Source organism: Tianweitania aestuarii, assembly GCF_018457165.1.
GTDB classification, from domain to species: domain Bacteria; phylum Pseudomonadota; class Alphaproteobacteria; order Rhizobiales; family Rhizobiaceae; genus Tianweitania; species Tianweitania aestuarii.
The window spans coordinates 647,069-671,554 of sequence record NZ_JAFMNX010000001.1; the positions used below are offsets into that span (position 1 = coordinate 647,069).

A 24,486-nucleotide genomic window follows, 5' to 3' on the forward strand; every position below is an offset into this window, starting at 1 on the left:
CCGTCAACCCTATCCGTTCAGATAAGCGGCCAACTCCTCGGGCGCGGCTTTTGGGAAGGCGTGTCTTAGGAACTCCAGGAAGGCGGATACGCGCGCGTTGAGCAGCCGGCGCGTGGGGTAGAGTGCCCATAGGGCGATGTCGGACTTGGCGACGTCGCCCCAATGCACCAGCCGTCCGCATGCAATGTCGTGGCTGACGAGCGAGATCGGCAGCCTGGCCACGCCGACGCCGGTGCGCACGGCGTCGCGGATCATGATCAGCGATGACAGCCGCAGCACGGGATCAACCGCGATCTCGACCGGACCGCCGGCGGTGTCGACCGTCCAGCTTTGCGCGGTGTCACTGCCGCGCACCACGGCAGGCACTCTGTTATCGGCCGGCCGCGCGAGGTCAGGACACGCCACAACCACCAGCCGGTCATGCAAAAACGGACGACCCACCAGCGTGTCGTCCGGCGCGGGATTGACGCGGATCACGAGGTCATAGCCCTCTTCGATCATGTCCACCGCGCGATCGTCGGTGGTCACTTCCAGGCGCACCTCCGGATAACGGCGCATGAAGTCCGCGGCGAGCCGTCCCATGGCCGTTTGCGAGAACAGCAGCGGCGCACTGATGCGCAACCGTCCGCGCGGCGTTTCACCACCCGAAGCAATGGCGGCGACCGTTTCTTCCAGCTCGCCCAGCAACTGCCCGGTGCGCGCAAAAAGCGCGCGCCCCTCTTCCGTCAGCTTCAGCGTTCGCGCACCACGCTCGAACAGGCGCAGATTGAGGGCGGCTTCCAGTTCCGCCACCCGCCGCGACAGCGTCGCCTTGGGACGATGGCTCGCGCGCGCCGCTTTTCCGAAGCCTTCGTGGCGGGCAACGAGGTTGAAGTCGGCAAGCGCGAGCAGATCCATCGAGTGTTCCACTGGTGAGACGGCGCGTCCAGATTACGTATCTATTCGCTCGTACATGGATCGCCCATCTTCGGTTTGTCAGCAACACAAGTCGAAGGATTGATCCCATGACCATTCTCGTAATCGGTGCCACCGGCCGTGTCGGCCGCCACGTCGTGAACCAGCTCCTTGCCCGCAATGCATCCGTTCGCGTTCTCACCCGCGATCCAGCCAAGGCGGATTTCCCGTCGAGTGTCGAAGTCGTTCAAGGCGATCTGCTCGACATCGATGCGCTGCGCGCCGCTTTTAAAGGGGTCAGCACGTTCTTCCTGCTCAATGCCGTGACGGGCGACGAATTCACCCAGGCGCTCATCACGCTCAACGTGGCGCGTGAGGCTGGCGTCGAGCGCGTTGTTTATCTGTCGGTGTTCGATGCTGACGGCGCGGTCAACGTGCCGCACTTTGCGGTGAAGTACGGCGCAGAGCGCATGCTTGCAGCCATGAACTTTAGTACCACCATCCTGCGCCCGACCTATTTCATCGACAACGAGGTCATGGTGAAGGACGTGATCCTTCAGCACGGCATCTATCCCATGCCGATCGGCAGCAAGGGCGTGGCGATGGTGGACGCGCGCGACATCGCCGAGATCGCCGCACTCGAGTTGATCCGCCGTGACCAGGCACCGGGCAAGCTGCCGATCGAGGTGATCAACGTGGTTGGCCCGCAGACGCTGACCGGCGAGCACGTGGCCGCGATCTGGTCAGAGGTGCTTGGCCGTCCTGTCACATATGGCGGTGACGATCCGAGCGGCTTCGAAGCCAACATGGCGACGTTTATGCCGAAGTGGACTGCCTACGAAATGCGCCTCATGGCCGAGCGCTATGTGAGCGACGGCATGATCCCGCAGAGCGGCGATGTCGAGCGCCTCACGACGCTGCTCGGTCGTTCGTTGCACACCTATCGCGAAACGGCCGAGTCCCTTGCCGCCGCTTAGCAGCGCATGCGGACCCGCAACGATCCAAGTCTTGCAGGCAGGTTGTCACACGCGTTCGACAGCCTGCCTGCGGCAAAGGCTAGTCTCGCGCAGACCTAAGCCACACCCGACCGCGAATTCGTCTTCGTGATCCGCAGCTTGCGCAAGAAGGCCACGATGAACATCGCCGTCAGCACGAGAACGATCGTGGGGGCGGGTGCGCTGTCGATGAAGAAGCTGAGATAGGTTCCGGCCATCATGGCGGTCAGACAGGCGAGAACGGCGGCGACAAGCATCCGGCCGAAGGATCGGGTGATCAGAAAGGCAATCGCACCGGGCGTGACGAGAAGCGCCACTGCGAGGATCAGGCCGACCGAAGTCAGGGTGGCGACGATGGTCAGGGACAGGATCGCCAGCAGACCGTAATGCAGCCATCCGACGCGTAGTCCTGAAGCCTGGGCTTGCGTCGGATCAAAGGCGTGCAGCAGGAAGTCGCGCCATTTCAGGATGAGCACGCTCGACACCCCTAGGGCGATGAGGCCGGTGGTCACAAGGTCGCTGCGGCTGATGCCGAGAAGATTGCCGAACAGGACATGGTCGAGATGCTCGTTGGTGGTGATCCCCGTATAAAGCACGATGCCCAGGCCGAACATGCCGGAGAACACCACGCCCATCACGGTGTCGCGCTTCACCCGGCTGTTTTCGGCCAGATAGCCAGTTGCAAGCGAGCACACCATGCCGGCCGTGAACGCGCCGATGATCAGGGGCAAGCCGAAGATCCAGGCAAGCACGATCCCGGGCAAAACGGCATGGCTCACCGCATCGCCCATCAAGGCCCAGCCTTTTAAGACGAGAAAGCAGGACAGAAGCGCGGTTGGAACCGCCACCAGCAGGCACACGAGAAAGGCGTTCTGCATGAACGGCAGCTGGAACGGCAGCAAAAGAAGTTCGGCAATCATGCTGCCTGCTTTCCGCCTGCATTCACCCGCCGCCGCGCGGCCAGAAGGCCGTGCTTGGGTGCGAACACGAAGGCCAGCAGAAACACCAGCGTCTGGAGCACGACGATGATCCCGCCTGTCGCGCCATCCAGAAAATAGCTCGCATAAGCGCCGATGAAGCTCGTTGCGGTGCCGATGCAGACCGAAAGGACGATCAGGCGCGGAAAGCGGTCGCAAAGCAGGTAGGCCGTGGCACCCGGCGTGACCACCATGGCGATCACGAGAAAGGCGCCGACGGTCTGCATGGCAGCAACGATAGCAGCCGATAGCAGGATGAAGAAGACGGCTTTCAGCAGGTCGGGGCGCAGGCCTATCGAGCGTGCATGGTTCTCGTCGAAGAAGGTGACCATCAGGTCCTTCCACTTGAGAACGAGCACGAACAGGCACACGACCCCGATAATGACGAGCTGCAGCGTGTCCTGCGGGCTGATCGCCAGAATATTGCCGAAGGTGATGGTCTGGATGCTGACGCCGATCGGATTGATCGACACCATGAACAGCCCGAGCCCGAAAAAGGCGGTGAAGATGATCCCGATGATGACGTCGACCTTCAGCCCGGACCGGTCCGACAGAAACAGCATCGCCGCCGCGGCAAGTCCGCCGGATAGAAAGGCGCCGAAGGCGAAAGGAAGGCCGAGCATGTAAGCGCCGGCCACACCCGGAACCACCGAGTGGCTGAGCGCATCGCCGATCAGCGACCAGCCTTTCAGCATGAGATAAGCGGACAAGAAGGCACAAACGCCGCCAACAAGCGCGCTGACCCACATTGCATTGGTCATGTAACCATAACCGAAAGGCTCAATAAGAAGCGCCATCACTGGCGGTCCTCACAAGCGTCAGCCGGCTGAAGGTGGTCGACCGATGGCATGACGGGCGGTTTGTCGCGCAGCATCGTATCGCCCAATGCAAACTGACGCAGAACCCCGCCAAAGGCGCGTTCAAGGTTGTCGCGCGTAAACACCTGATCGGTCGGGCCGCAGGCTAGCACGGTGTTCTTCACGAGCAGGGTACGGTCGCAGAATTCCGGTACGGATGCGAGATTGTGTGTGGAAACCAGCATCACCCGGCCTTCCGCGCGCAGCTCACGCAGAAGCGCGATGATCCGGTCCTCAGTCTGGGCATCCACTCCGGTAAAGGGTTCGTCGAGCAGGATGACGCGGCCGTCCTGCGCGATCGCGCGGGCAAGAAAGGCGCGCTTTCTTTGGCCACCGGACAGTTCGCCGATCTGCCGATGCCGGAGGTCGCACATGCCCACACGGGCCAATGCCGCGTCGACGGCTTGTTTGTCGCTGGCTTTCGGTCTGCGCAGGAAGCCCATATGGCCGTAGCGGCCCATCATGACGACGTCTTCAACGAGAACGGGAAAGCTCCAGTCGACCTCTTCTGCCTGGGGCACGTAGGCCACAAGGTTCTCGCGCAAGGCATCCCGCACACTGCGCCCAAGCAGGCGGATCTCGCCCCGTGCCGCCGGGGCAAAGCCCATGATGGCCTTGAAAAGCGTCGACTTTCCCGCCCCGTTGACGCCGACGAGCGCCGTGACGGTGCCTGAAGGGATGGAGAACGTCGCGTCACGCAGGGCGGTATGACCGTTGCGATAGGTAACGGTGACGTCGCGCACCAAGATACCGTCGGGGGGAGGGGGCGACGCTTTAAGAGGATGCACCGGCTCTGACGTCATGATCGATCTTCTGCATGCGAAGGAAGGGGAGCAACAGTTCTTGCGGCACGGGCGATCTGAGCGGCCACTAGTCGACCGCTCCCGTCATGCCGGTCACGACGGTCTCCGAGGTGACGCGAAGAAGATCGAGATAGGTTGGTACCGGACCATCCGCCTCGCTGAGCGAGTCGACGTAAAGAACGCCGCCGTAGCGCGCACCGGTTTCCCGTGCGACCTGCTGGGCCGGCGCCTGGCTGATCGTGCTTTCACAAAAGACAACAGGAACATCGTTCTGCCGGACGCCGTCGATGACCTTGCGCACCTGCTGCGGCGTGCCGGTCTGGTCGGCATTGATCGGCCACAGGTAGAGCTCCTTCATGCCAAACTCGCGGGCGAGATAGCTGAAGGCCCCTTCGCAGGTCACGAGCCAGCGCTTGCCTTCGGGGATCTCCGCAAGCCGGGCTTTCAGCGGTTCGATGGCCTGGCGGATCTTCTGCTTATAGGCTTCGGCGTTGGTTCGATACGTTTCGGCATGGTCCGGATCGTTCGCCACCAGGGCATCCCTGATGTTGTCGACATAGATCAAGGCGCTGTCGAGCCCCATCCAGGCGTGAGGGTTGGGCTTGCCTTCGTAGGACCCTTCCGCGATCGGCATCGGCGCAACGCCGTCCGAGACGGTCACGGATGGAACATCGCCGATATTGGCGAGGAACTGCTCGAACCAGCGTTCGAGATTCATCCCGTTCCATAAAATGAGATCGGCATCCCTGACGGAAAGAATATCGCGTGGGGTGGGCTCGTAGCCGTGGATCTCGGCGCCGGGCTTCGTCACGGAAACGACCTCGGCCGCATCGCCAGTCACGTTGCGCGCCATGTCAGCGATCACCGTAAAGGTCGTCGCCACCTTGAACTTGTCAGCGCCGTCCTGCGCCAGGGCAGGGTGGGCCAAAGCAAGCAGGCTGGCGCTCAAAACCAGGGCGCGAAGCCGGATCATCATGGGGTCTTCCTCATTCTACAGGTCGCCGATTCACACTCTGCTTATGACAAGCATTCGCATCTAATACGTGCACTTGCAAACCATTTGCAAGTTAGGGCTCGTAAAATCGTTGCGAAAGGCGGGAGCAGATCGCAATGTTTGCCAATGAGCTTGGGTTGACGCGCGAAGAATATCCGCCATATAAAAACCCACATCATAGGCCTGCGGGCCTTTTCCGTGATCATCTGACAGATAATCCGCTGTCTGCGAAGGCATAGCGGTGCTTCGTCATTGATGGATTTCGTTCGATCATGACTGATTGAGCCAATCAATATGAGAGAAAAAGCTCAAAGGATTCATGACTACAAAAATCAGTGCAAAAAACATATTCAAGATCTTTGGCAATAATCCGGACCAGGCTCTGGGTCTTCTGCAAAAGGGTCAGAGCAAGGAAGAGATTTACGCCTCGACAGGGCAGACGGTCGGCGTTGACGATGTCAGCTTCGAGGTCGCAGAGGGTGAAGTCTTCGTCGTCATGGGCCTGTCGGGTTCAGGCAAGTCCACGCTCGTTCGGATGATCAACGGACTGATCAAGCCGAGCGCCGGAGAAATGCTGATCGACGATATCGACGTCGCTTCCTGTTCGCGTGATGTGCTGCGGCGCGTCCGGCGCGAAAAGGTAGCGATGGTGTTTCAGCACTTCGCACTCTTCCCGCATCGCACGGTCGCCGAAAACGTGGCCTTCGGGTTGAAGATCCGCGGCGTGAAGCCGGATGAACGGCGTGAGCGCGCCCAGGCCGCTCTGGAGCAGGTCGGTCTCGGCACGCGCGGCGACAGTTTCCCCGATGAACTTTCGGGCGGCATGCAGCAGCGTGTCGGTCTGGCGCGGGGTTTGGCTTCCGAGCCCGAGATCCTTCTCATGGATGAGCCGTTTGGCGCGCTCGATCCGCTGATCCGCAGCGACATGCAGCAGGAACTGCTGGAACTCCAGCGCTCGCTGAAGAAGACCATCGTGTTCATCACGCATGATCTCAACGAAGCGCTGATCCTCGGCAACACGATCGCCATCATGCGCAACGGCAGCATGGTTCAGATCGGCACGGCCGAGCAGATCGTGTCCAATCCGGCAGACGATTACGTCGCAGCCTTCACTCGTGATGTCGATCGCTCGCTGGTGTTCACGGCGCAAAGCATCGCAGATCCGGCGCAGCCGCTCGATCTCGCAAACACCGATGCGACCGCCGCACTCGCGCATATGGAAACGCACGGCCTCGACGCCGTTCACATGGTCGATCACGGCAAGCTTGCCGGCATCGTCACCTATCGCGACGCCAACACGGCCGTTCGCGATGACGTGGCCCTCAAGCACATCATGCAGGAAGACATGCCGACCGCATCGGCTGAAACCCTGCTGGTCGATCTTTATCCATTGGCCGAAAAGGGCCTGCCGATCGCGCTCACCGATGACGAGGACAGGCTCGACGGCGTTGTTGCGCCGCAGGCGGTCTTCGCGCAACTCAGCAACGGGAAGCAATAAAAACATGCTGAGCCCATCCGACTTTCTATCCATTCCGCTCGACGATTGGGTCAATTCGCTGGTTCGCGATTGGCTGGTGCCGAACTTCCGGCCCTTCTTCCGGTCGTTGCAGTGGCCCGTCACCCAGGTCCTCAAGAGCCTCACCGGCTTTCTTGGTGCGACCCCGATGGTCGTCTTCACGGCTGTTCTGTCGCTGGTCGCCTGGCGCACGGCGGGCAAGGGCGTTGCCCTGTTCACGCTGCTGGCGCTGTGTTTCATTGATGCGATCGGGCTTTGGCCTGAAACGATGACGACGCTGGCAATGGTCGTCACGGCCGTGTTCTTCTGCATCGTAATCGGCATTCCGCTCGGCGTGCTGGCTTCGCGCAGCGACGTCTTCCGCGCCATCCTGCGGCCGATCCTCGATATCATGCAGACGATCCCGTCTTTCGTGTATCTCGTTCCGATCGTGATGCTGTTTGGCGTCGGCATGGCGCCTGGCATCATCGCCACCATCATCTTCGCCCTGCCGCCGATCATCCGTTTGACCGATCTCGGTATCCGTGACGTGCGCAACGACCTGACCGAGGCTGCCGTCTCGTTCGGCGCCACGCCCTGGCAGATGTTGATGGAAGTCCAGTTTCCGCTGGCGCTTCGCACCGTGATGGCCGGCCTCAATCAGACGCTGATGCTGGCTTTGTCCATGGTGGTGATCACCGCCATGATTGGGGCAGGTGGCCTCGGATTGACCGTCTTCACCGGCCTTGGACGCCTCGACGTTGGCGGTGCAACGGCCGGTGGTGTCGGCATCGTCCTTCTCGCGATCATTCTCGATCGCATCAGTCAGGCACTGACCGAAAAGCGTTCGGTCCAGTCGCCTTCTCTCCTCCAGACGATGCGCGGGTTCTTTGCGACGCGCCGTCCGGTTCCGCTGGAGGAGCCCGAAAGGGCAGGATGATCCTGCCCACCCTTCGCGCATCTGCGTGATTTCCCAAGCCCCGCTCAAGCGGGGCGCAAGAAAAATACAAGGAGTTTCTATGAAGACCTCTCACCTGCCACGCCTGCTTGCCCTCGCTCTTTCCACGAGCGCACTGCTTGGTGTTCCTGCTGCCTATGCGCAGGATGGCGAACCGGGTGCCGGCACCACGGTACGGATGGCGCAGGCGACCTGGGATACGGGTTGGTTCCACGCCGAGATCTACAAGCAGCTGCTTGAAAAGCTTGGTTACAGCGTCGATGGTCCGACCACGCTCGACAACCCACCCTTCTACCAGGCCGTTGGCCAGGGCGATCTCGATCTGTGGGTGAACGGCTGGTTCCCGCTCCACAACTCCTATGAGAGCGCCTATTCGCAGGGTGCCGAGCTGGTTGGCACGGTTGCCAAGGGCGGCGCGCTCGAAGGCTATCTCGTCGACAAGGCTTCGGTCGAAAAGTACAACATCAAGACGCTGGACGACTTCAAGCGCGAGGACGTGCAAAAGGCGTTCGACCGCGATGGCGACGGCAAGGCCGATCTGGTTGCCTGTCCTCCAGGCTGGGGCTGCGAGCTGACCATCGAGCATCATCTCGATGCCTATGAGCTGCGCGACCACATCAACCCAATTAAGGCTGCCTATTCCGCGTCCATGGCTGACGCCGTTGCGGCGCATCAGCAGGGCAACCCGATCCTGTTCTACACCTGGACGCCAAACTGGACCGTCAATGCGCTGAAGCCCGGCGAAGACGTGATGTGGATCGAAGTTCCGCGCGTCGACCTGCCGGAAGCACAGAAGGACCTGGAAGAGTCCGCGACGCTGCCTGGCGTTCCCGGCTGCGTGGAAGATCCCTGCCGTCTCGGCTTCCCGGCTAACGACATCCGTCCGGTCGCCAATTCCGAGTTCCTGAAGGAAAACCCTTCGGCCAAGGCATTGTTGGAAGAGGTTTCGATCCCGATCGACGACATCTTTGCGCAGAACGCCAAGATGAACGCCGGCGAAGGCAAGTCGGAAGACGTCAAGCGTCATGCCAGCGAGTGGATCGCCGCGCATGAAGACGAAGTGAATGGCTGGCTCGAAACAGCCCGCGCTGCCAAGCAGTAAACAGAGCGACAATGCATCCCGGCTGGACCTCACGATCCGGCCGGGATCATTCATGTTTGATGGGAAGGAGATCAGCTTTGCTGACCGATACAAACAATGCCCGCGAAGCCATGGACGACACGCTGGGCGGACGCATTTCGCTGGCCCGCGATAATGCCGGTCTGTCGATCGAAGACGCAGCAGACCAGCTGGGTGTTCTGGTTGAAAGCTGGACGGCCTGGGAATGTGACTCGAGCGTGCCACGCGCCAACAAGATGACCACGATGGCCGGCATTCTCGGCGTCAGCCCCTCATGGCTGCTGTCCGGACTGGGGCAGGGCCCGATCGACCACGCGGAAACCGCTTCTTGAGGCGAGGCTGATCTTTCGCCTCTGACTGCCTGACCAAAACCATCTGAACGGATGCGCAGTGTCGTCGACACGCGCGCCGGCTTCCTCAGTTGATCACGCGATGATACGGCGTGACCGGCCGGCCGTCACACAGCGCAGCCTGGATCCAAGACGCGCTGCTGCCTCGATTATCAGAGTTCCCTAAAGTATTCCGGGATGCGCAAAGCAGTCATTTGCGTGGCACAACTGCCATTTCAATAAACCTTTGCTCTTCATAGCATAATTTTAATCTGCCCAGGCGAACTGGCTTCTGCTGCAGCATTATTCTTCGTTTGTTGCCATTGCCGCAGTGCAATAGTCCGCCAAATAATCCGTCCGAATTGATTGGCAGGACGGAAACAATGAACAAGATTGTTGTCATCACGGGCGCTGGTGCTGGCGTAGGACGAGCAACGGCCGACGAATTCGCCCGTGCGGGCTACGATGTCGTTCTCCTGTCCCGCGATCCCGAACGGCTGGAGCGTGCGGCGAGCTATGCCCGCGAACAAGGCGTTCGCGCACTACCGATCCCGACCGATGTTGCCGATGCCGCCGCCGTGGAAGCGGCCGCCGACCAGGCCGAGCGTGAGCTCGGTCCGATCGATGTTTGGGTCAACGTGGCCATGGCGACCGTTTTCTCGCCTGTGTCGAAGCTGACGCCCGAAGAGATCGAACGCGGCACGCAAGTCACCTATCTCGGCCAGGTTCACGGCATGATGTCGGCGCTGAAGCGCATGCGCACGCGCGACCGCGGCGTCATCGTCAATGTCGGCTCAGCGCTGGCCTACCGCTCCGTTCCGCTCCAGTCGGTTTATTGCGGCGCAAAGGCAGCCATTCGCGGCTTCACGGATTCACTGAGGTCCGAGATCATCCACGACAAGCTGAACGTGCGCCTCACCATGGTGGATCTGCCCGCCGTCAACACCCCGCAGTTCGATTGGGCGTTGAACAAGATGGGCCGTCGCCCGCAGCCCGTTCCGCCGATCTTCGAGCCCGAAGTTCCCGCGCGCGCCATTCGCTTCGCGGCAGAACATGACCGCCGCAACGTCTGGGTCGGTTATCCGACCGTACAGGCCATCCTCGGCAACCGCATCGCACCGGCGCTTCTCGATCGCTACCTCGCCAAGAGCGGCTATTCCGGCCAGCTCACGCAGGAGCCCAAGCCCGATGATGCGCCGAGCAACCTGTTCGAGCCGGTGAAGGGCGATTACGGTTCGCACGGCCGCTTCGACAAACGCTCCAAGCCGCGCAGCATCCAGATGTTCACCGACCGCCATCGCACCGCCTTCTGGGGTCTCGCAGCTATCCTGGCCATTCTCGGGCTGCATCGTCTCGCGCGTCGCTTCGACGTCTGACGGGCAAAGCGGTTGACCGTCCCTCTCGAAGACTACGCGATGATCGGCGACGGCGAGACCGTCGCGCTTGTGTCGAAAACCGGTTCGGTGGACTGGCTCTGCCTGCCGCGCTTCGATTCGCCCGCCTGCTGCGCCGCGCTGTTGGGCGACGAGCGGCACGGGTTCTGGAGCCTCGCTCCGAAAGGGGAGGTGCGGGAAACCCGCCAGTCCTACCGCCCGGACACGATGGTCCTCGACACGGAGTTCCGCTGCGAGGGCGGGACGCTTCTGGTCACGGATTTCATGCCGCAACGCGAGGGACGTCCGATCCTGATCCGCATCGCGCGGGTCACGCAAGGGCGCGTCGAACTGGTGTCACGCGCCGCCTTCCGGTTCGACTACGGCAACATGCCGCCCTGGATCGTACCGGAAGCCGGTGGGCTGGCCATGCATGTCGGTCCCGACAAGCTGGCGCTCCATTCAAAGGCGCCTTGGGAGATCGAAGACAACGCCGTGGTCTCACGGCTCACGCTCGATGAAGGGGAGAGCTGTTCGTTCGTTCTGGCTTATGGCCGATCAAACGAAGTTGTTGGCGATGGCGTGGATGTGCAGGAAGCGCTAGGCGACACTGAGCGCGACGGCCGCGACTGGATCGCGCGGATTGCGGTGGACGGCCTTGCCTATCCCGATGCGGTACGCCGCTCGCTTCTGACGCTCAAGACCTTGATCCACCGTCCCACCGGCGGGCTGGTTGCCGCGCCCACGACCTCGCTGCCCGAACAAGCCGGCGGCGACATGAACTGGGATTACCGCTACTGCTGGCTGCGCGACGCGGCGTTCACGCTCGACGCCTTTGTGGAATGCGGCTTCATCGACGAAGCGCGCAACTGGCGCGACTGGATCCTGCGCGCGGTCGCCGGCGCGCCCGACAAGATGCAGATCATGTACCGGGTCGACGGCTCCCGTCGGCTGGACGAAGCCGAAATGTCCTGGCTGCCGGGCTATCGTTTCGCTAGGCCGGTGCGTGTCGGCAATGCGGCTGCGGGTCAGTTGCAGCTCGATGTCTGGGGCGAGCTCATGTCCGCGCTCCACATCGCCCAACGAGCCGGCATGGAGCGAACCGACCAGGGGCGGCATCTCGAGCATGCCGTCGTCGATCATGTCGCTGAAATCTGGACGAAGCCGGATCAGGGCCTCTGGGAAAGCCGGGGCAAGCCGCGTCACTACGTGTATTCCAAGGCAATGGCCTGGGTCGTGCTGGACCGTTTCCTCAGAGGTGAGGGGGGAGACGAACTGACGGATGAGCGTCGCTCCGAACTCAACGCTCTGCGCGACCGCATGCACCAAACGATCTGCACCGAAGGCTTCAATGAGGGTTTGAACAGCTTCACCTCCTTCTACGGCGGGTCGCAGGTGGATGCCTCGCTTCTGCTTCTGCCCAAGATCGGCTTCTTGTCGATGAGCGACCCGCGAATGGTCGGCACGCTTGCGGCAATCGAAGCGCAGCTGGTGCAAGACGGCTTCGTGCATCGCCACCGCATGGAAGCGCTGGTGCCGGAAGGCGCATTTCTCGCCTGCTCGTTCTGGCTGGCCGAATGCTTGCTCGGCGTTGGCCGTCGTGCGGATGCGGTGAAAACGATCGAGGCCGTGCTCGGGGTTGCCGGCAACACCGGGCTCCTGTCGGAGGAATATGACACGCGCTCTTCCCGCTTGACGGGAAACCATCCGCAGGCTCTCAGTCATCTGGCACTGATCCAGGCTGTTCTTGCGCTCAAGCGGTTCGACGATGGGGAACGAAACGACAATGCCGACCTCTAGACGGGAGGCCGGCCGATCCATCTGGCAGGGGGCGCAGCGCATGGTTGCACTGAGCTCGCTTGTTCTTCTGGCGGGTTGCGGTTCCGGCATCAGCTTTCTTGATCCCCACGGCCCCGTCGCCTCCACGCAGCGTGATCTCCTCTTCGAGGTCATTGCCTGGATGATGATCGTGGTGCTGCCGGCTATCGTGCTCGTGCCGTTTGTCGCCTGGCGCTTTCGGCGCACGGGAAACAACAAATCCTATCATCCGAACTGGCAATTCTCCTGGCCGCTTGAAATCATCGTCTGGGGCGTGCCGGTCGTGCTCGTCTGCATCCTGGCGACCCTGATCGCAGGCAAGGCCCGTTCGCTCGATCCCTATGCCGCCATCCCGTCCGACAAGCCCCCGCTGACCGTTGAAGTCATCGGGCTCGATTACAAATGGCTGTTCGTTTATCCCGAACAGAATATCGCAAGCGTCGGCGTTCTGGCGCTCCCCGTAGATCGCCCCGTCCGCTTCCGGCTGACGAGCGACACGGTGATGCAGTCCTTCATGATCCCGGCGCTTGGAAGCCAGATCTACGCCATGGCGGGCATGGTCACCGAACTCAATCTTCTGGCCGACCGTCCCGCGGTTCTGATGGGCCAGAACACGCAATTCAACGGCCTCGGCTTCCAGAACCAGAAGTTCGACACGCTGGCCATGCCCCAAGCGGATTTCGACCGATGGATCGCCAATGCAAAACAGGCTGAGCGTCCGCTCGACCAGGACGCGTATTCGATCGTCTCCGAAAAGGGCAAGCTGGCCGATCTGCGATCCCGCTTCGACTTCGACCCATCCAAAGGCCTGATCTTTTCGAGCGTCGAACCGGCGCTGTTCGCCACCGTGGTTGCCCGATACCGCCCGGAAGCCGCCCATCGTCACGAGAGCGACGAAGCCAAGGGCCCCGCACATAAAGGACATGACCATGCCAACCACTGAGGGCTGGTGGCCGCTTTTGTTTGGTCGGTTGTCCTATGACGCGCTTCCCTTCTACAGCGCCATCGCAACCGCCGCCGCTTCGGTCGTCGTGTTGGGCGCGATCACGGTTGTTGCGCTCATCACCTATCTCGGACGCTGGCGCTGGCTGTGGCGCGAATGGCTGACCAGCCTCGATCACAAGAAGATCGGGATCATGTATGTCGTCATCGCCATGGTGATGCTGTCGCGTGCCGTCGTCGAAGGGTCGATGATGCGGGCCCAGCAGGCGATCGCGCTCGACAATCCCGGCTATCTCGAGCCGGAACATTTCGCTCAGCTGTTCTCCACCCACGGTTCGATCATGATCTTCTTCATGGCCATGCCGTTTCTCACGGGCATCATCAATTTCGCCCTGCCGATGCAGATCGGGGCCCGGGAAGTCTCGTTCCCGCTCCTCAACTCCATTTCGCTGTGGCTCACCGCCGGCGGTGCTGGTTTGATGATGGTCTCGCTCGTCATCGGCAAATTTTCGACCGGCGGCTGGAGCGGGTATCCGCCCTACACGGACGCCGCCTTTAATCCGGGTGTCGGACCGGACTATTGGATCTTCGCCGTCACGCTCAGCTCGCTGGCCTCCACCATGACGGGCATCAACATTGCCGTGACGATCTACAAGAAGCGCTGCGGCGGCATGAGCCCGTTTCGCATGCCGCTGTTTTGCTGGACGTCGCTGTGCACCTCCGTGCTGATGATCTTCGCCCTGCCGCCGCTGACGGTCGCCACCGGCTTGCTCGCGCTCGATCGCTATGTCGGCACGCACTTCTTCACCAATGACGGTGGCGGCAACATGATGAACTTCGCCAACCTGTTCTGGCTGTTCGGCCACCCCGAAGTCTACATCCTGATCCTGCCGGCCTTCGGCGTGTATTCGCAGGTCATCTCGAACTTCTCGTCCAAGATCCTGTATGGCTATGACTCCCTGATCATCGCCACCATGTGCATTGCCGTTCTGTCCTTCACGGTCTGGGTCCACCACTTCTTCACCATGGGCCAGAGTGCCGACCTCAACGCGGTGTTCGGCATCGCCACCATGACGATCGGCATTCCAACGGGCGTGAAGATCTTCGACTGGATTCTGACCATGGCATGGGGCCGTGTGCGCTTCACCGTGCCGATGATCTATTCGCTGGCCTTCATGGTGCTGTTCACCGTCGGCGGCCTGACGGGCATCCTTCTTGCCAATCCGGCGATCGACTTTCAGGTCCACAACTCCGTGTTCCTGGTTGCCCACTTCCACAACATGCTGATCCCCGGCCTGCTTTATGGCATGATTGCAGCCTATACCTACTGGTTCCCCAAGGCTTTCGGCTTCCGGCTCGATGAATGGTGGGGGCGCGTGGCCTGCGGCTGTTGGATCACGGGCTTCTGCCTTGCCTTCCTGCCACTTTATCCGCTCGGCCTGATGGGCATGCCCCGCCGCACGCAGGAGTTCTTCGAACCGGCTTATCTCCCCTACACCATCGTCGCCGGCGTCGGTGCGCTGTTCCTGCTGGCCGCTTTGGCGAGCCTGGTGACCCAGCTGGTTGTGTCGATCCGCCGTCGCGAGGAGCTGGCTGTGCCCGGTGGTGATCCCTGGAACGGGCGCACGCTGGAATGGGCGATCCCGTGTCCGGCGCCCGAATACAACTTCGCGGTTCTGCCCATCGTCGATTCCCGCGACGCCTTCCATGCCTACAAGGAAAAGGGCACCGCTTACCTCGACCATCGCTTTTATTCCGACATCGAGATGCCGAAGAACTCGATGACGGGCGTGGTGTTCGGCATCGCGCTTGCCGCGGCGTCCTTCGGCTTTGTCTGGCACATCTGGTGGCTTGCCGTGCTCGGCGTCCTTGTTGCGATCGCAGCACCCGTCGCGCGCTCCTTCGTGCTCGACACGACGCGCATCATCCCCGCTGAAGAGGTCCGGCGCGACCACGAAGCGTGGCTCGCTCGCCTGCGCAAGCTTCCGCCCGCCGATCGCGCCGTTGAAACGACGCCGCAGAACCGCGGTCTGGCAGAGGCGGCAGCGGCATGAGTACCGCAGCGCGCAACCGGCATCCCGGCATCAATCTCGGCAACACCGATCCGCATACCCACGCTCAGGCTGAAGAAACGCTCTTCGGCTTCTGGGTGTTTCTGATGAGCGATCTGGTCCTGTTCGCTCTGTTGTTTGCCACCTACGCCTCCATGATCGGCGCAACCGATGGTGGACCGGGGCCGAAGGACGTCTTCGAACTGTCGTCTGCCGCGATCGAAACCGGCGTTCTGCTTTTGTCGAGCCTGACGATGGGCATGGCGTCCATCGCCATGAAGTACAAGGAACATCCGACAAGGCTTTATGGCTGGCTTGGCGTCACCCTGCTTCTTGGTCTCGTGTTCCTCGGCCTGGAAGCGCATGACTTCGTCAAGATGGCGTCCGAAGGCGCGACGCCCCAGCGCAGCGGATGGCTGTCGTCCTTCTATGCCCTTGTTTCCACGCACGGGCTTCACGTTCTGGCGGGATGTATCTGGCTCACGATATCGATCATCCAGCTGGCCGTGTTCGGCCTGCGCTCTGAGGTCAAGCTGCGGATCATGCGCCTGTCCCTGTTCTGGCATCTCCTGGATGTCGTCTGGATCTTCATCTTTTCCGTTGTTTATCTCGGAGGGCTGGCATGAGCGCCGAAGTCGAAGAGCAGGAAAAGAAACGCGAACTGCGCTCCTATATCGTCGGCTTCGTTCTCGCGATCAGCCTGACTGCGCTCGCCTTCCTGGTTGTCGCCGCCGATCTGCAAACGTCCACTGCCTATGTCGTGATCGGCATTGCGGCACTCGCCCAGGTCGTCGTCCACTTCCGCTTCTTCCTCCACATCAGCTGGCAACGCTCCACCCGCGACGATCTCCAGCTGATCCTGTTCACGACCTTGATCATCATCCTGATGGCCGGCGGAACGATCTGGATCCTCAACAACCTCCATCATCGCATGATGTAGCGCGATCAAGTCCCGCTCAGGCGCGATAACCGAGTGCCCGGCTGATATCATGGGCGACGCTGCGCACTGACAGGATCAGGAGCTCGCGCCTTTCAACGAAGCGCGACGTCAGCGTGCCGAGGTTCAATGCCGCAATGACATGGCCGTCGCCGTTCCAGATCGGCGCGGCGATGCCTGTTGAGCCCGTGATGAACTCCTGATCGTTCAGCGCATAGCCATCCTGACGCACCTTGATCAGCAGCCTGCGGAAGGCCGCCGGGTCGGTTACGGTATAGCCGGTGTAGGTCAGGAACTGCACGCGAGCGAGATAGCTTTCCAGCACATCCGCCGAGGAATGGGCGAGAAGAATGCGGCCCGTCGCGGTGCAATAGGGCGTGATCGCCGCATCCATGTTGACGTCGTAGCGGACATGCTGATGGCTGACGCATTTCGCGAGCCGGCGAATGTCGCAATGCGCGTTCATGCTCGACAGCAGCACGGTTTCTCCCGACATGTCCCGTAGCCTTTCCATATGCGGTCGCGCGATCGCAACGATCGGTTCTTCATGCAGGCGGAAGGGAAAGCCGTGGCTGGATTCGATCAGAACATAGCGGCCGCCGCTGTCCTGTTCGAGGTGGCCTCGCGCCGTCAGCGTTTGAAGCAGCCCATGCGCACTCGATTTGGGAAAACCGAGGTCGCGCGTGATCTGCGACAGGGTCACGGGATCGCGGCGCTGAGACAGGTAATCGAGCAGGTCGAGAATGCGACCGGCGCTTTTGACTTCGGAGTTCATGGATGTGAACAAAACCACGATTGCGGTTACTTTTTAGGCTTGTAACACTTTTGAGGCAGAGGCGATACGCAATGCGCCACCATCAGACCCTGAAAGTCCGCGATGACCGTGACACGTGACCATGATCAGCAGCAACCCTGGACCTGGGCCGACGATGTCTGGCGCCAGAAGGTAGACAAGGCGCGGGCAGGGCGCTCGCTGATGCCAAAGCAGTGGAAGAACGGCGCACGCATGGCCGTTGCTATCTCGTTCGATTCCGATCACGAGACTTTTGAACTGCGAAACGGCGGCGCATCCATCGGCAAGCTGAGCCAGGGTCAGTATGGCGCGCGTCGCGGCATGCCGCGCATCCTGAAGCTGCTCGAAACCTACGGCATCCCGGCCTCTTTCTTCATGCCTGCTGTGTCGGCGATGATCAATGCTGACGAGGTCAAGGCCGTGATTGCTGGCGGTCACGAGCTTGGCATCCATAGCTGGATCCACGAATTCAATTCGCGCCTGGATCACCAGACGGAGCGCGATCTGGCGTTCCGCGCTGCCGATATGCTGGAAAAGCTGTCCGGCGTGCGTCCGGTCGGCATGCGCACCGCATCCTGGGATTTCAGCCCCTATACCCTGGCCATCGCGCGCGAGATGCGTCTCCTTTACGACTCCTCGCTGATGGCCGACGATGAGCCCTACGAACTGTTGGAAGACGGCGAAGCCACCGGCATCGTCGAAATCCCCGTGGAATGGATCCGCGACGACGCGCCTTACATGGCGATGGACCGCATGGCCGGCGCGCGGCCCTATGGTGGCCCGGCAATGGTCGCGGACATTCTGCGTCGCGAGATGGATGTCGCCTGGGAAGAAGGCGGATTGTTCCAGGTGACGCTGCATCCACATCATATCGGGCATCGCTCCCGCATCTTCGTTCTGGAAGAGACCATCCGTCATGCGAAGGCCAAGGGCGATGTCTGGTTCTGCACCCATGCGGAACTGGCGCGTTATTGTGCCGACCAGGCCAATCTTTCCGTCGCGGCAGACCGCTGAGCCTGCTGGCGGGCGGACTGCAAAAACCAATAAACAAGAGGGTGAAGCAATGAGAAGTAGACTAGCATCTGTTGCGGCCGTCGTTATGGCGCTGTTGACCACGACGGCGATGGCGCAAACTAAGGACACGCTGACGATCGACCTGCAGAACGACGCGGCGACGCTCGATCCGCATCTGCAGTGGAACACCGACAGCTACACGGTTTACCGCAACATCTTCGACAATCTGCTGACGCGCGACGCATCCGGCAAGATCGTGCCGCAGATCGCGACCGAGTGGACCTACGACAACGACACCACGATCACCTTCAAGATCCGTGACGACGTCACCTTCCAGGATGGTTCGAAGCTGACGGCGGACGATGTCGCCTTCTCGATCAACCGCATCATCGATCCGGAACTGAAGAGCCCGCAGCTCTCGCAGTTCAACCAGATCCAGACCGCCGAAGTCGTTGATCCGACCACGGTGAAGGTCACCACAAAGTCTGCCTATCCGGCGCTGCTCGCACAGCTCGTGAAGCTGTCCATCGTGCCCAAGGCCTATGTGGAAAAGGTCGGCGATCAGGAATTCAACCTGAACCCAATGGGCAGCGGTCCCTACAAGCTGGTTGAATGGAAGAAGGGCATCGAAACCGATCTCGAAGCCTTCCCAGAATACTGGCGCGGCGAGCCGCCGTTCCAGAAGGTGGTGTTCCGCGCGGTTCCCGACGTGTCCACGCGCATCGCCGACCTCAAGACCGGCAAGGCGGATCTGATCCGCGACGTTCCGCCGGATCAGGCTGCCAGCATCGAAAGCGACAGCAACACCCAGCTTCTCACGGGCGAAACCGAGCGCGTCGGCTATCTCTACATCAACGCCGAAGCCGGTCCGACCAAGGATGTGCGCGTGCGTCAGGCGATCGCCTACGCAATCGACAAGCAGGGCATCGTGGATGCGTTGCTCGAAGGCTACGGCCGGGCCGTCAACGTCGTCGGTGCCGAGCCGATCTTCGGCTACGACCCGGACGTGGAAGGCTATGACTACGATCCGGAAAAGGCTGCCGAGCTGATCAAGGAAGCCGGTGCCGAAGGCGCCACGCTTGAATTCCTGACCTCGCCGTCTTATCCGCGCGCTTTGGTTGAAGCCATCCAGCAGATGTTGAGCGATGTGGGTCTCAAGGTCGACATCTCGTCGAGCGATCAGGCAACCTTCCTGAAGCGTCGTCAGGGCGATGCAGAGAACGCCGGCAGCCTCGCATTCGGTGCATGGTCCTGCGCCTGCCAGGATGCCGATGGCATCATCTATCCGCTGTTCCGCAGCGGCAGCATCTGGGCGAAATATAAGAACGAGAAGTTCGACGCCCTGGTGGATGAAGCGCGCACCATTCTCGATGAGAACAAGCGCAAGGAACTCTACAAGCAGGCCTACGAAATCCTGCGCGAAGACGTTCCGGGCATCGGCCTTTATCAGGTGTTCGCGCTTTATGGCGCAGCGAAGAACCTGGAATGGACCCCTTCAGCCAATGAATCCATGTTCGTCATGGACATGAGCTGGAAGCAGTAAGAGCGAGATGCGATCGTGATCAATTACGCCGTCCAGCGCTTTATTCAGGCAATCATCGCAATTGTCGGCGTGCTCACGATCGTTTTCGTTGTGATGCATCTTTCGGGGGATCCGACCTTGCTTCTGGTCCCCCAGGATGCCTCGGCCGAAATGATTGCCGAACTGCGCAGCCAGCTTGGCTTTGATCGGCCGATCTATGTGCAGTATCTCGATTACATCTATGGTTTGACGCATCTGGACTTCGGCATGTCCGTGGTCCAGCGCGTTCCCGCTCTCGACATCGTCGCGTCGCGCCTGCCTTACACGATCCAGCTCGCCGCCGGCGCGCTTCTGGTCGCCATCGGCGTCGGCATTCCAGCCGGCATCATCATGGCCACCATGCGCGGCAGCGTGATCGAACGCATCCTGACCGCCATCGTCGTCACCGGCCAGAGCGTCCCGACCTTCCTGTCGGGCATTCTCCTGATCTTCGTGTTCGGCGTGACCCTGCGCTGGCTGCCGACCTCAGGCGCAGGCGAGCTTTCGGCCATGATCATGCCGTCGATCGCGCTCGGCGCGCTTTCGATGTCCACATTTGCCCGCATGACGCGGATCGCGATCATCGACGAGCTGAGCAAGGATTATGTCCGCGCCGGTCGCGCTCGCGGCCTGTCGCTCGGGCAGGTGGTGTTCCGCCACGTCCTGCGCAACGCCTCGATTCCGGTCATCACCATCGCGGCGCTGGAGATCGGCAACCTGCTCGCTGGCGCCGTCATCATCGAAACGGTGTTTGCCTGGCCGGGCATCGGGCAGCTCGCCATCCAGTCCATCCAGTCGCGCGACTTCCTCGTTGTTCAGGTCATCGTGCTCCTGATCTCCTTCGTTTACGTGCTGACCAGCGTTCTGGCCGATCTCGTTTACGTATTCGTCGATCCCCGCATCCGGCTGGTCAGGTGAAGAAATGTCCGTGATGACAAGCGCCCATATCGTTCGCCAACGCCTCCGTCGCGTTCCGCTGTCGGTGATCGTGGTTTCCATCATTCTGGCCGTAATCGTGCTTCTGGCCGTGTTCGCACCCCTCGTCGCGCCCTTCGATCCCAACAAGCAGACGCTTTTGGCGCGCTTGAAGGAACCGGGCTTCTCCTACCGCGGCATGACCTATTGGCTCGGAACGGATGATCTTGGACGCGATCTCCTGTCGCGTACGCTCTACGGTGCCCGCGTCTCGCTCGGCGTCGCCTGCCTGTCGGTCGTCGTGTCCACCATCGTCGGCGTGTCGCTCGGCATGGTGGCCGGGTGGTTCCGTGGCTGGACGGAAACGATCATCATGCGTCTGGTCGACATCATGATGTCGATCCCCGCGATCCTGCTGGCGGTTCTGACTGTTGCCGTGCTCGGACCGGGCTTCATGAAGCTGGTTCTTGTGCTCGGCCTCACCCGCTGGCCGCGTTATACCCGCATCGCCTATGCCCAGACGCTGCAGGTCTCGAACCTGCCGTTCATCAAGGCCTCCGAGCTTGCCGGTGCAGGCGCCATTCGCATCCTGCTGCATCACGTCCTGCCCAACATCGCCGGTCCGATCCTGATCGTGGTGACGGCGGAGTTCGGCCTGATGATCCTGATGGAATCCGGCCTGTCCTTCCTCGGCCTCGGCATTCAGCCGCCATCCGCCAGCTGGGGCTCGATCATGAGCACCGGTCGGCAATATATCGAACGAGCCTGGTGGATCGTCGCCGTTCCCGGCTTCGGCCTCTTCCTTCTCGTCTTTTCCGTCAACGTGCTCGGTGACTGGCTGCGCGACCAGCTCGACCCGCGCTCCCGTTCTCGCTGAGGTTCACGCATGACATTCCAAGACAAGACAATGGTCATCACGGGCGCTGCCGGCATTTTCGGCGGCTGGACGGCCGCCTATTTCGCCAAGCGCGGTGCTCGGCTCTGCCTCAGCGACGTCCGCATGGATGCTCTGGAAAAGGTTGCCGCCGATCTCAACCTCGACCCGAAGACGACCCTGCTGCACGCCACCGAACTGACGAGCGATGCCTCCATGCTCGAACTCGTTGATCTGGTGCGGCGCGAATGGAAGGCGCCGGATATCCTCGTCAACAATGCCGGCATTTATACCCGCTTCAGCCTGCTTGAAATGGAGTTCGACGACTGGGACCGCGTCTTCGGCGTCAATCTGCGCGCACCCTTCGTGCTGACGCGCGAAATGGCCAAGCTGATGATCGCGGAGAACAAGGCCGGCTCTGTGATCAACATCTCCTCAGGTGCCGCCCGCAAGATGAACCAGAACTCCGTGCCTTATTGCACCTCCAAGACGGCGCTTGAGCGCCTGTCGAAGGGCTTTGCGATGGAGCTCGCGCATCACAACATCCGCGTCAACATCGTGGAGCCCGGCTTTGCACCGGGAAGCGAGGTCTCGGCCTTGAGCGACGATTACGTGGAGAACATGCTGCGCAACATTCCGCTTGGCCGCGCCAGCGGTCCGGAAGATGCGCCCGGCGCCATCGCTTATCTCTGCTCGGAAGATGCCGGCTTCATCACCGGTGCCGTTCTGAGCGTCGATGGCGGCAATTCCATCGGCAACTACAAGCGCCCGGCAGCGCCCGCGCCGGCAAGCGCAGGCTGAAGGAGCACCGCATGAATACGGCGGCGAGCCCCCTTCTGTCCGTGGACAACCTGACGGTCGAGATCGGCGGCGCCAATGTTGTCGATGGCGTGTCGTTCGATGTCGCGCCCGGCAAGGTGATGGCGCTGGTCGGTGAATCCGGCTGCGGCAAGTCCCTGACCTCCTATGCCCTGCTCGGCCTTTTGCCGGATGCGGCACGGCGCACGGCCGGAACCGTCCGCCTCCAGGACCGCGATCTGACCGCGTTGTCGGAGCGGCAGCTGCGCAAGGCGCGCGGCAAGGAGATCTCGATCATCTTCCAGGAGCCGAGCGCCTCGCTCGATCCCCTGACCACCGTCGGCGCCCAGATCGCGGCGGCCTACCAGACCCACAACAACGTGTCGCGCAGCGAAGCCTATGACCGCGCGCGACAGATGCTCGCCGATGTCGGCATCCCCGATCCCGACCGTCGCCTGCATCAATACCCGTTCGAACTCTCCGGCGGCATGTGCCAGCGCATCATGATCTCGATCGCGCTGATCTGTAGCCCGCAGGTGCTCGTCGCCGACGAACCGACCACGGCGCTCGACGTCACCATCCAGGCGCAGATCCTGGACCTGATGAAGAAGCTCGTCGCCGATCGCGGCACGTCGATCGTCATCATCACCCACGACATGGGCGTGGTGGCCGATATCGCTGATGATGTCGCGGTCATGTATGCCGGACGCATCGCCGAGATCGCGCCCGTGCAATCCTTGTTCGATGATCCGAAGCATCCCTATACCGCGCTTCTTCTCGCCAGCGTTCCCAAGCTTCACCATGCGCCGAAAACCGATCTGGCGACGATCGAGGGCAGGGTGCCGACCTTGAGCGAATTCGGCGCCGGTTGCCGCTTTGCCGATCGCTGCCCTTTGGCGACCGAAAAGTGCCGTATCGAGCAGCCCCCCTTGTTTGATTGCGGCGGAGGCCACCGCTCAGCCTGCTGGCATATCGATCGCATGCCTGAAATCCGGAAAGTAGCCGCATGAGCGAGAGCCAGGAAAACGTCCTCGAAATGCGCGACGTTGCCGTCCACTTCGGCGGCCGTGGCGGCTTCTTCGGCTCGTCGGGCGCGGTCGTAAAGGCCGTCAACGGCGTTGATCTCGATATCAGGAAGGCTGAAACCGTCGCGCTTGTCGGTGAATCCGGCTGCGGCAAGTCTACGCTGTCCAACACCATCGTCGGGTTGCAGACGCCGGTTTCGGGCAGCGTCAAGATCAGCGGCGAAGAGGTTGTCGGCGCCGACAGCCGCAAGCTCAACGACATCCGCCGCAAGGTGCAGATGATCTTCCAGGATCCGGCTCTGTCGCTCGATCCGCGCTCCACCATCGGCGCTACCATCGGCGAACCGCTTCTCGTGCGTGGTATTGCTCGCGGCAAGGCTTTGAAGGAGCGCGTTGGCGAGCTGCTGACGCAGGTCGGCCTGCGGGCCGAACATGCGGACCGCTATCCCCACCAGTTCTCCGGCGGTCAGCGCCAGCGTGTGGTGATCGCCCGTGCCCTCGCGCTCGAGCCGGATCTGCTGATCTGCGACGAACCGGTATCCGCGCTCGACGTGTCGGTGCGCGCGCAGATCCTCAACCTCCTGGTCGCGCTACAAAAGCGAATGGGCGTGTCCTACCTCTTCGTGTCGCACGATCTCAGCGTCGTCCGTCACATCTGCGACCGGGTTGTCGTGATGTATCTCGGCCGCTTTGTCGAAATTGCCGAGCGCGACACCTTCTTCGCCAATCCCAAGCACCCCTATACCCGCGCCTTGATGTCGGCCGTTCCGGAAGCCGATCCGGCAGTGCAAAGAAGCAAGCAGCGCTTTGTTCTTCAGGGCGAGTTGCCGAGCCCGGCCAATATCCCGTCCGGCTGTGCCTTCCACACGCGTTGTCCCTTGGCCACCGAGATCTGCTCGACGGTCCGGCCCGAACTGACGCCGCGTCCCGACGGCGCCCTCGTTGCTTGCCACCATGCCTGAA

General features: G+C 61.5%; 24 protein-coding genes. 18 read left to right on the top strand and 6 right to left on the bottom strand.

What is annotated here, in order from left to right:
* Window positions 1-9 precede the first annotated feature (9 nt).
* Window positions 10-897 (bottom strand): LysR family transcriptional regulator, encoded by an 888-nt coding sequence (locus JYU29_RS03065; RefSeq protein ID WP_213983278.1) that lies wholly within the window; start codon window positions 895-897, stop codon window positions 10-12.
* 107 nt (window positions 898-1,004) lie between these two features.
* Between JYU29_RS03065 and JYU29_RS03070 the strand changes: the two genes are divergently transcribed.
* On the top strand, window positions 1,005-1,871 hold the full coding sequence (locus JYU29_RS03070; protein ID WP_213983279.1) for an SDR family oxidoreductase: 867 nt from the start codon (window positions 1,005-1,007) through the stop codon (window positions 1,869-1,871).
* A 95-nt stretch (window positions 1,872-1,966) separates the two neighbouring features.
* On the opposite strand, the gene JYU29_RS03075 is transcribed toward JYU29_RS03070, so the two are convergent.
* The 4 genes from JYU29_RS03075 to JYU29_RS03090 form a co-directional block, all read right to left on the bottom strand.
* Window positions 1,967-2,809, bottom strand: coding sequence for a metal ABC transporter permease (locus tag JYU29_RS03075; protein ID WP_213983280.1), 843 nt, complete (start codon window positions 2,807-2,809; stop codon window positions 1,967-1,969).
* Window positions 2,806-3,663, bottom strand: a complete 858-nt coding sequence (locus JYU29_RS03080) for a metal ABC transporter permease (RefSeq protein ID WP_213983281.1) — start codon at window positions 3,661-3,663, stop codon at window positions 2,806-2,808. Before JYU29_RS03080 ends, JYU29_RS03075 begins: the two co-directional genes overlap by 4 nt.
* On the bottom strand, window positions 3,663-4,526 hold the full coding sequence (locus JYU29_RS03085; RefSeq protein ID WP_213983282.1) for a manganese/iron ABC transporter ATP-binding protein: 864 nt from the start codon (window positions 4,524-4,526) through the stop codon (window positions 3,663-3,665). The genes JYU29_RS03080 and JYU29_RS03085 overlap by 1 nt, the downstream gene beginning before the upstream one ends.
* 67 nt (window positions 4,527-4,593) lie before the next feature.
* Complete coding sequence (locus JYU29_RS03090) at window positions 4,594-5,502, bottom strand: metal ABC transporter substrate-binding protein (RefSeq protein ID WP_213983283.1); 909 nt, start codon at window positions 5,500-5,502, stop codon at window positions 4,594-4,596.
* 337 nt (window positions 5,503-5,839) lie between these two features.
* On the opposite strand from JYU29_RS03090, the gene JYU29_RS03095 reads away from it, so the two are divergent.
* The 10 genes from JYU29_RS03095 (at window position 5,840) to cyoD (ending at window position 16,546) form a co-directional block, all read left to right on the top strand.
* The gene (locus tag JYU29_RS03095) at window positions 5,840-7,018 is read left to right on the top strand and encodes a quaternary amine ABC transporter ATP-binding protein (RefSeq protein ID WP_213983284.1); all 1,179 of its coding nucleotides are present in this window, start codon (window positions 5,840-5,842) and stop codon (window positions 7,016-7,018) included.
* A gap of 4 nt (window positions 7,019-7,022) precedes the next feature.
* Window positions 7,023-7,955, top strand: coding sequence for an ABC transporter permease (locus tag JYU29_RS03100; RefSeq protein ID WP_213983285.1), 933 nt, complete (start codon window positions 7,023-7,025; stop codon window positions 7,953-7,955).
* A gap of 79 nt (window positions 7,956-8,034) precedes the next feature.
* Window positions 8,035-9,075 (top strand): glycine betaine/L-proline ABC transporter substrate-binding protein ProX, encoded by a 1,041-nt coding sequence (proX, locus tag JYU29_RS03105; protein ID WP_213983286.1) that lies wholly within the window; start codon window positions 8,035-8,037, stop codon window positions 9,073-9,075.
* A gap of 77 nt (window positions 9,076-9,152) precedes the next feature.
* On the top strand, window positions 9,153-9,425 hold the full coding sequence (locus tag JYU29_RS03110; protein ID WP_213983287.1) for a helix-turn-helix domain-containing protein: 273 nt from the start codon (window positions 9,153-9,155) through the stop codon (window positions 9,423-9,425).
* 380 nt (window positions 9,426-9,805) lie between these two features.
* The gene (locus tag JYU29_RS03115; protein ID WP_213983288.1) at window positions 9,806-10,798 is read left to right on the top strand and encodes an SDR family oxidoreductase; all 993 of its coding nucleotides are present in this window, start codon (window positions 9,806-9,808) and stop codon (window positions 10,796-10,798) included.
* Window positions 10,799-10,810: 12 nt separating this feature from the next.
* A complete protein-coding gene (locus tag JYU29_RS03120) occupies window positions 10,811-12,595 on the top strand; it encodes a glycoside hydrolase family 15 protein (RefSeq protein ID WP_213983289.1) in 1,785 nt (594 codons plus the stop codon).
* Between the two features lie 40 nt (window positions 12,596-12,635).
* Window positions 12,636-13,556 carry a cytochrome ubiquinol oxidase subunit II gene (locus JYU29_RS03125; RefSeq protein WP_213983290.1) on the top strand — a complete coding sequence of 307 codons (921 nt, stop codon included), beginning with the start codon at window positions 12,636-12,638 and terminating at the stop codon, window positions 13,554-13,556.
* Complete coding sequence (locus JYU29_RS03130; RefSeq protein ID WP_213983291.1) at window positions 13,537-15,609, top strand: cbb3-type cytochrome c oxidase subunit I; 2,073 nt, start codon at window positions 13,537-13,539, stop codon at window positions 15,607-15,609. The genes JYU29_RS03125 and JYU29_RS03130 overlap by 20 nt, the downstream gene beginning before the upstream one ends.
* Window positions 15,606-16,232, top strand: coding sequence for a cytochrome c oxidase subunit 3 (locus tag JYU29_RS03135; protein ID WP_213983292.1), 627 nt, complete (start codon window positions 15,606-15,608; stop codon window positions 16,230-16,232). The genes JYU29_RS03130 and JYU29_RS03135 overlap by 4 nt, the downstream gene beginning before the upstream one ends.
* Window positions 16,229-16,546, top strand: coding sequence for a cytochrome o ubiquinol oxidase subunit IV (cyoD, locus tag JYU29_RS03140; RefSeq protein ID WP_213983293.1), 318 nt, complete (start codon window positions 16,229-16,231; stop codon window positions 16,544-16,546). Before JYU29_RS03135 ends, cyoD begins: the two co-directional genes overlap by 4 nt.
* 16 nt (window positions 16,547-16,562) lie before the next feature.
* Here cyoD and JYU29_RS03145 read toward each other — a convergent pair whose 3' ends face one another.
* Window positions 16,563-17,318, bottom strand: a complete 756-nt coding sequence (locus tag JYU29_RS03145) for an IclR family transcriptional regulator (protein WP_213983294.1) — start codon at window positions 17,316-17,318, stop codon at window positions 16,563-16,565.
* Window positions 17,319-17,420: 102 nt separating this feature from the next.
* On the opposite strand from JYU29_RS03145, the gene JYU29_RS03150 reads away from it, so the two are divergent.
* Genes JYU29_RS03150 through JYU29_RS03180 form a run of 7 tightly spaced genes read left to right on the top strand, consistent with a single transcriptional unit; the run spans window position 17,421 to window position 24,485 of the window.
* Window positions 17,421-18,350 (top strand): polysaccharide deacetylase family protein, encoded by a 930-nt coding sequence (locus JYU29_RS03150; protein ID WP_213983295.1) that lies wholly within the window; start codon window positions 17,421-17,423, stop codon window positions 18,348-18,350.
* Between the two features lie 49 nt (window positions 18,351-18,399).
* The gene (locus JYU29_RS03155; RefSeq protein WP_213983296.1) at window positions 18,400-19,893 is read left to right on the top strand and encodes an ABC transporter substrate-binding protein; all 1,494 of its coding nucleotides are present in this window, start codon (window positions 18,400-18,402) and stop codon (window positions 19,891-19,893) included.
* Between the two features lie 15 nt (window positions 19,894-19,908).
* Entirely contained in the window at window positions 19,909-20,829 is a 921-nt protein-coding gene (locus JYU29_RS18275) for an ABC transporter permease (protein WP_213983297.1), read from the top strand.
* Between the two features lie 4 nt (window positions 20,830-20,833).
* Window positions 20,834-21,703, top strand: coding sequence for an ABC transporter permease (locus JYU29_RS03165; protein WP_213983298.1), 870 nt, complete (start codon window positions 20,834-20,836; stop codon window positions 21,701-21,703).
* Window positions 21,704-21,712: 9 nt separating this feature from the next.
* A complete protein-coding gene (locus JYU29_RS03170) occupies window positions 21,713-22,501 on the top strand; it encodes an SDR family NAD(P)-dependent oxidoreductase (RefSeq protein ID WP_213983299.1) in 789 nt (262 codons plus the stop codon).
* 11 nt (window positions 22,502-22,512) lie between these two features.
* Window positions 22,513-23,508, top strand: coding sequence for an ABC transporter ATP-binding protein (locus JYU29_RS03175; RefSeq protein WP_213983300.1), 996 nt, complete (start codon window positions 22,513-22,515; stop codon window positions 23,506-23,508).
* Window positions 23,505-24,485: an ABC transporter ATP-binding protein gene (locus JYU29_RS03180; protein WP_213983301.1), complete on the top strand. Its 981-nt coding sequence runs from the start codon at window positions 23,505-23,507 to the stop codon at window positions 24,483-24,485. Before JYU29_RS03175 ends, JYU29_RS03180 begins: the two co-directional genes overlap by 4 nt.
* The last annotated feature ends 1 nt before the right edge of the window (window position 24,486 follow it).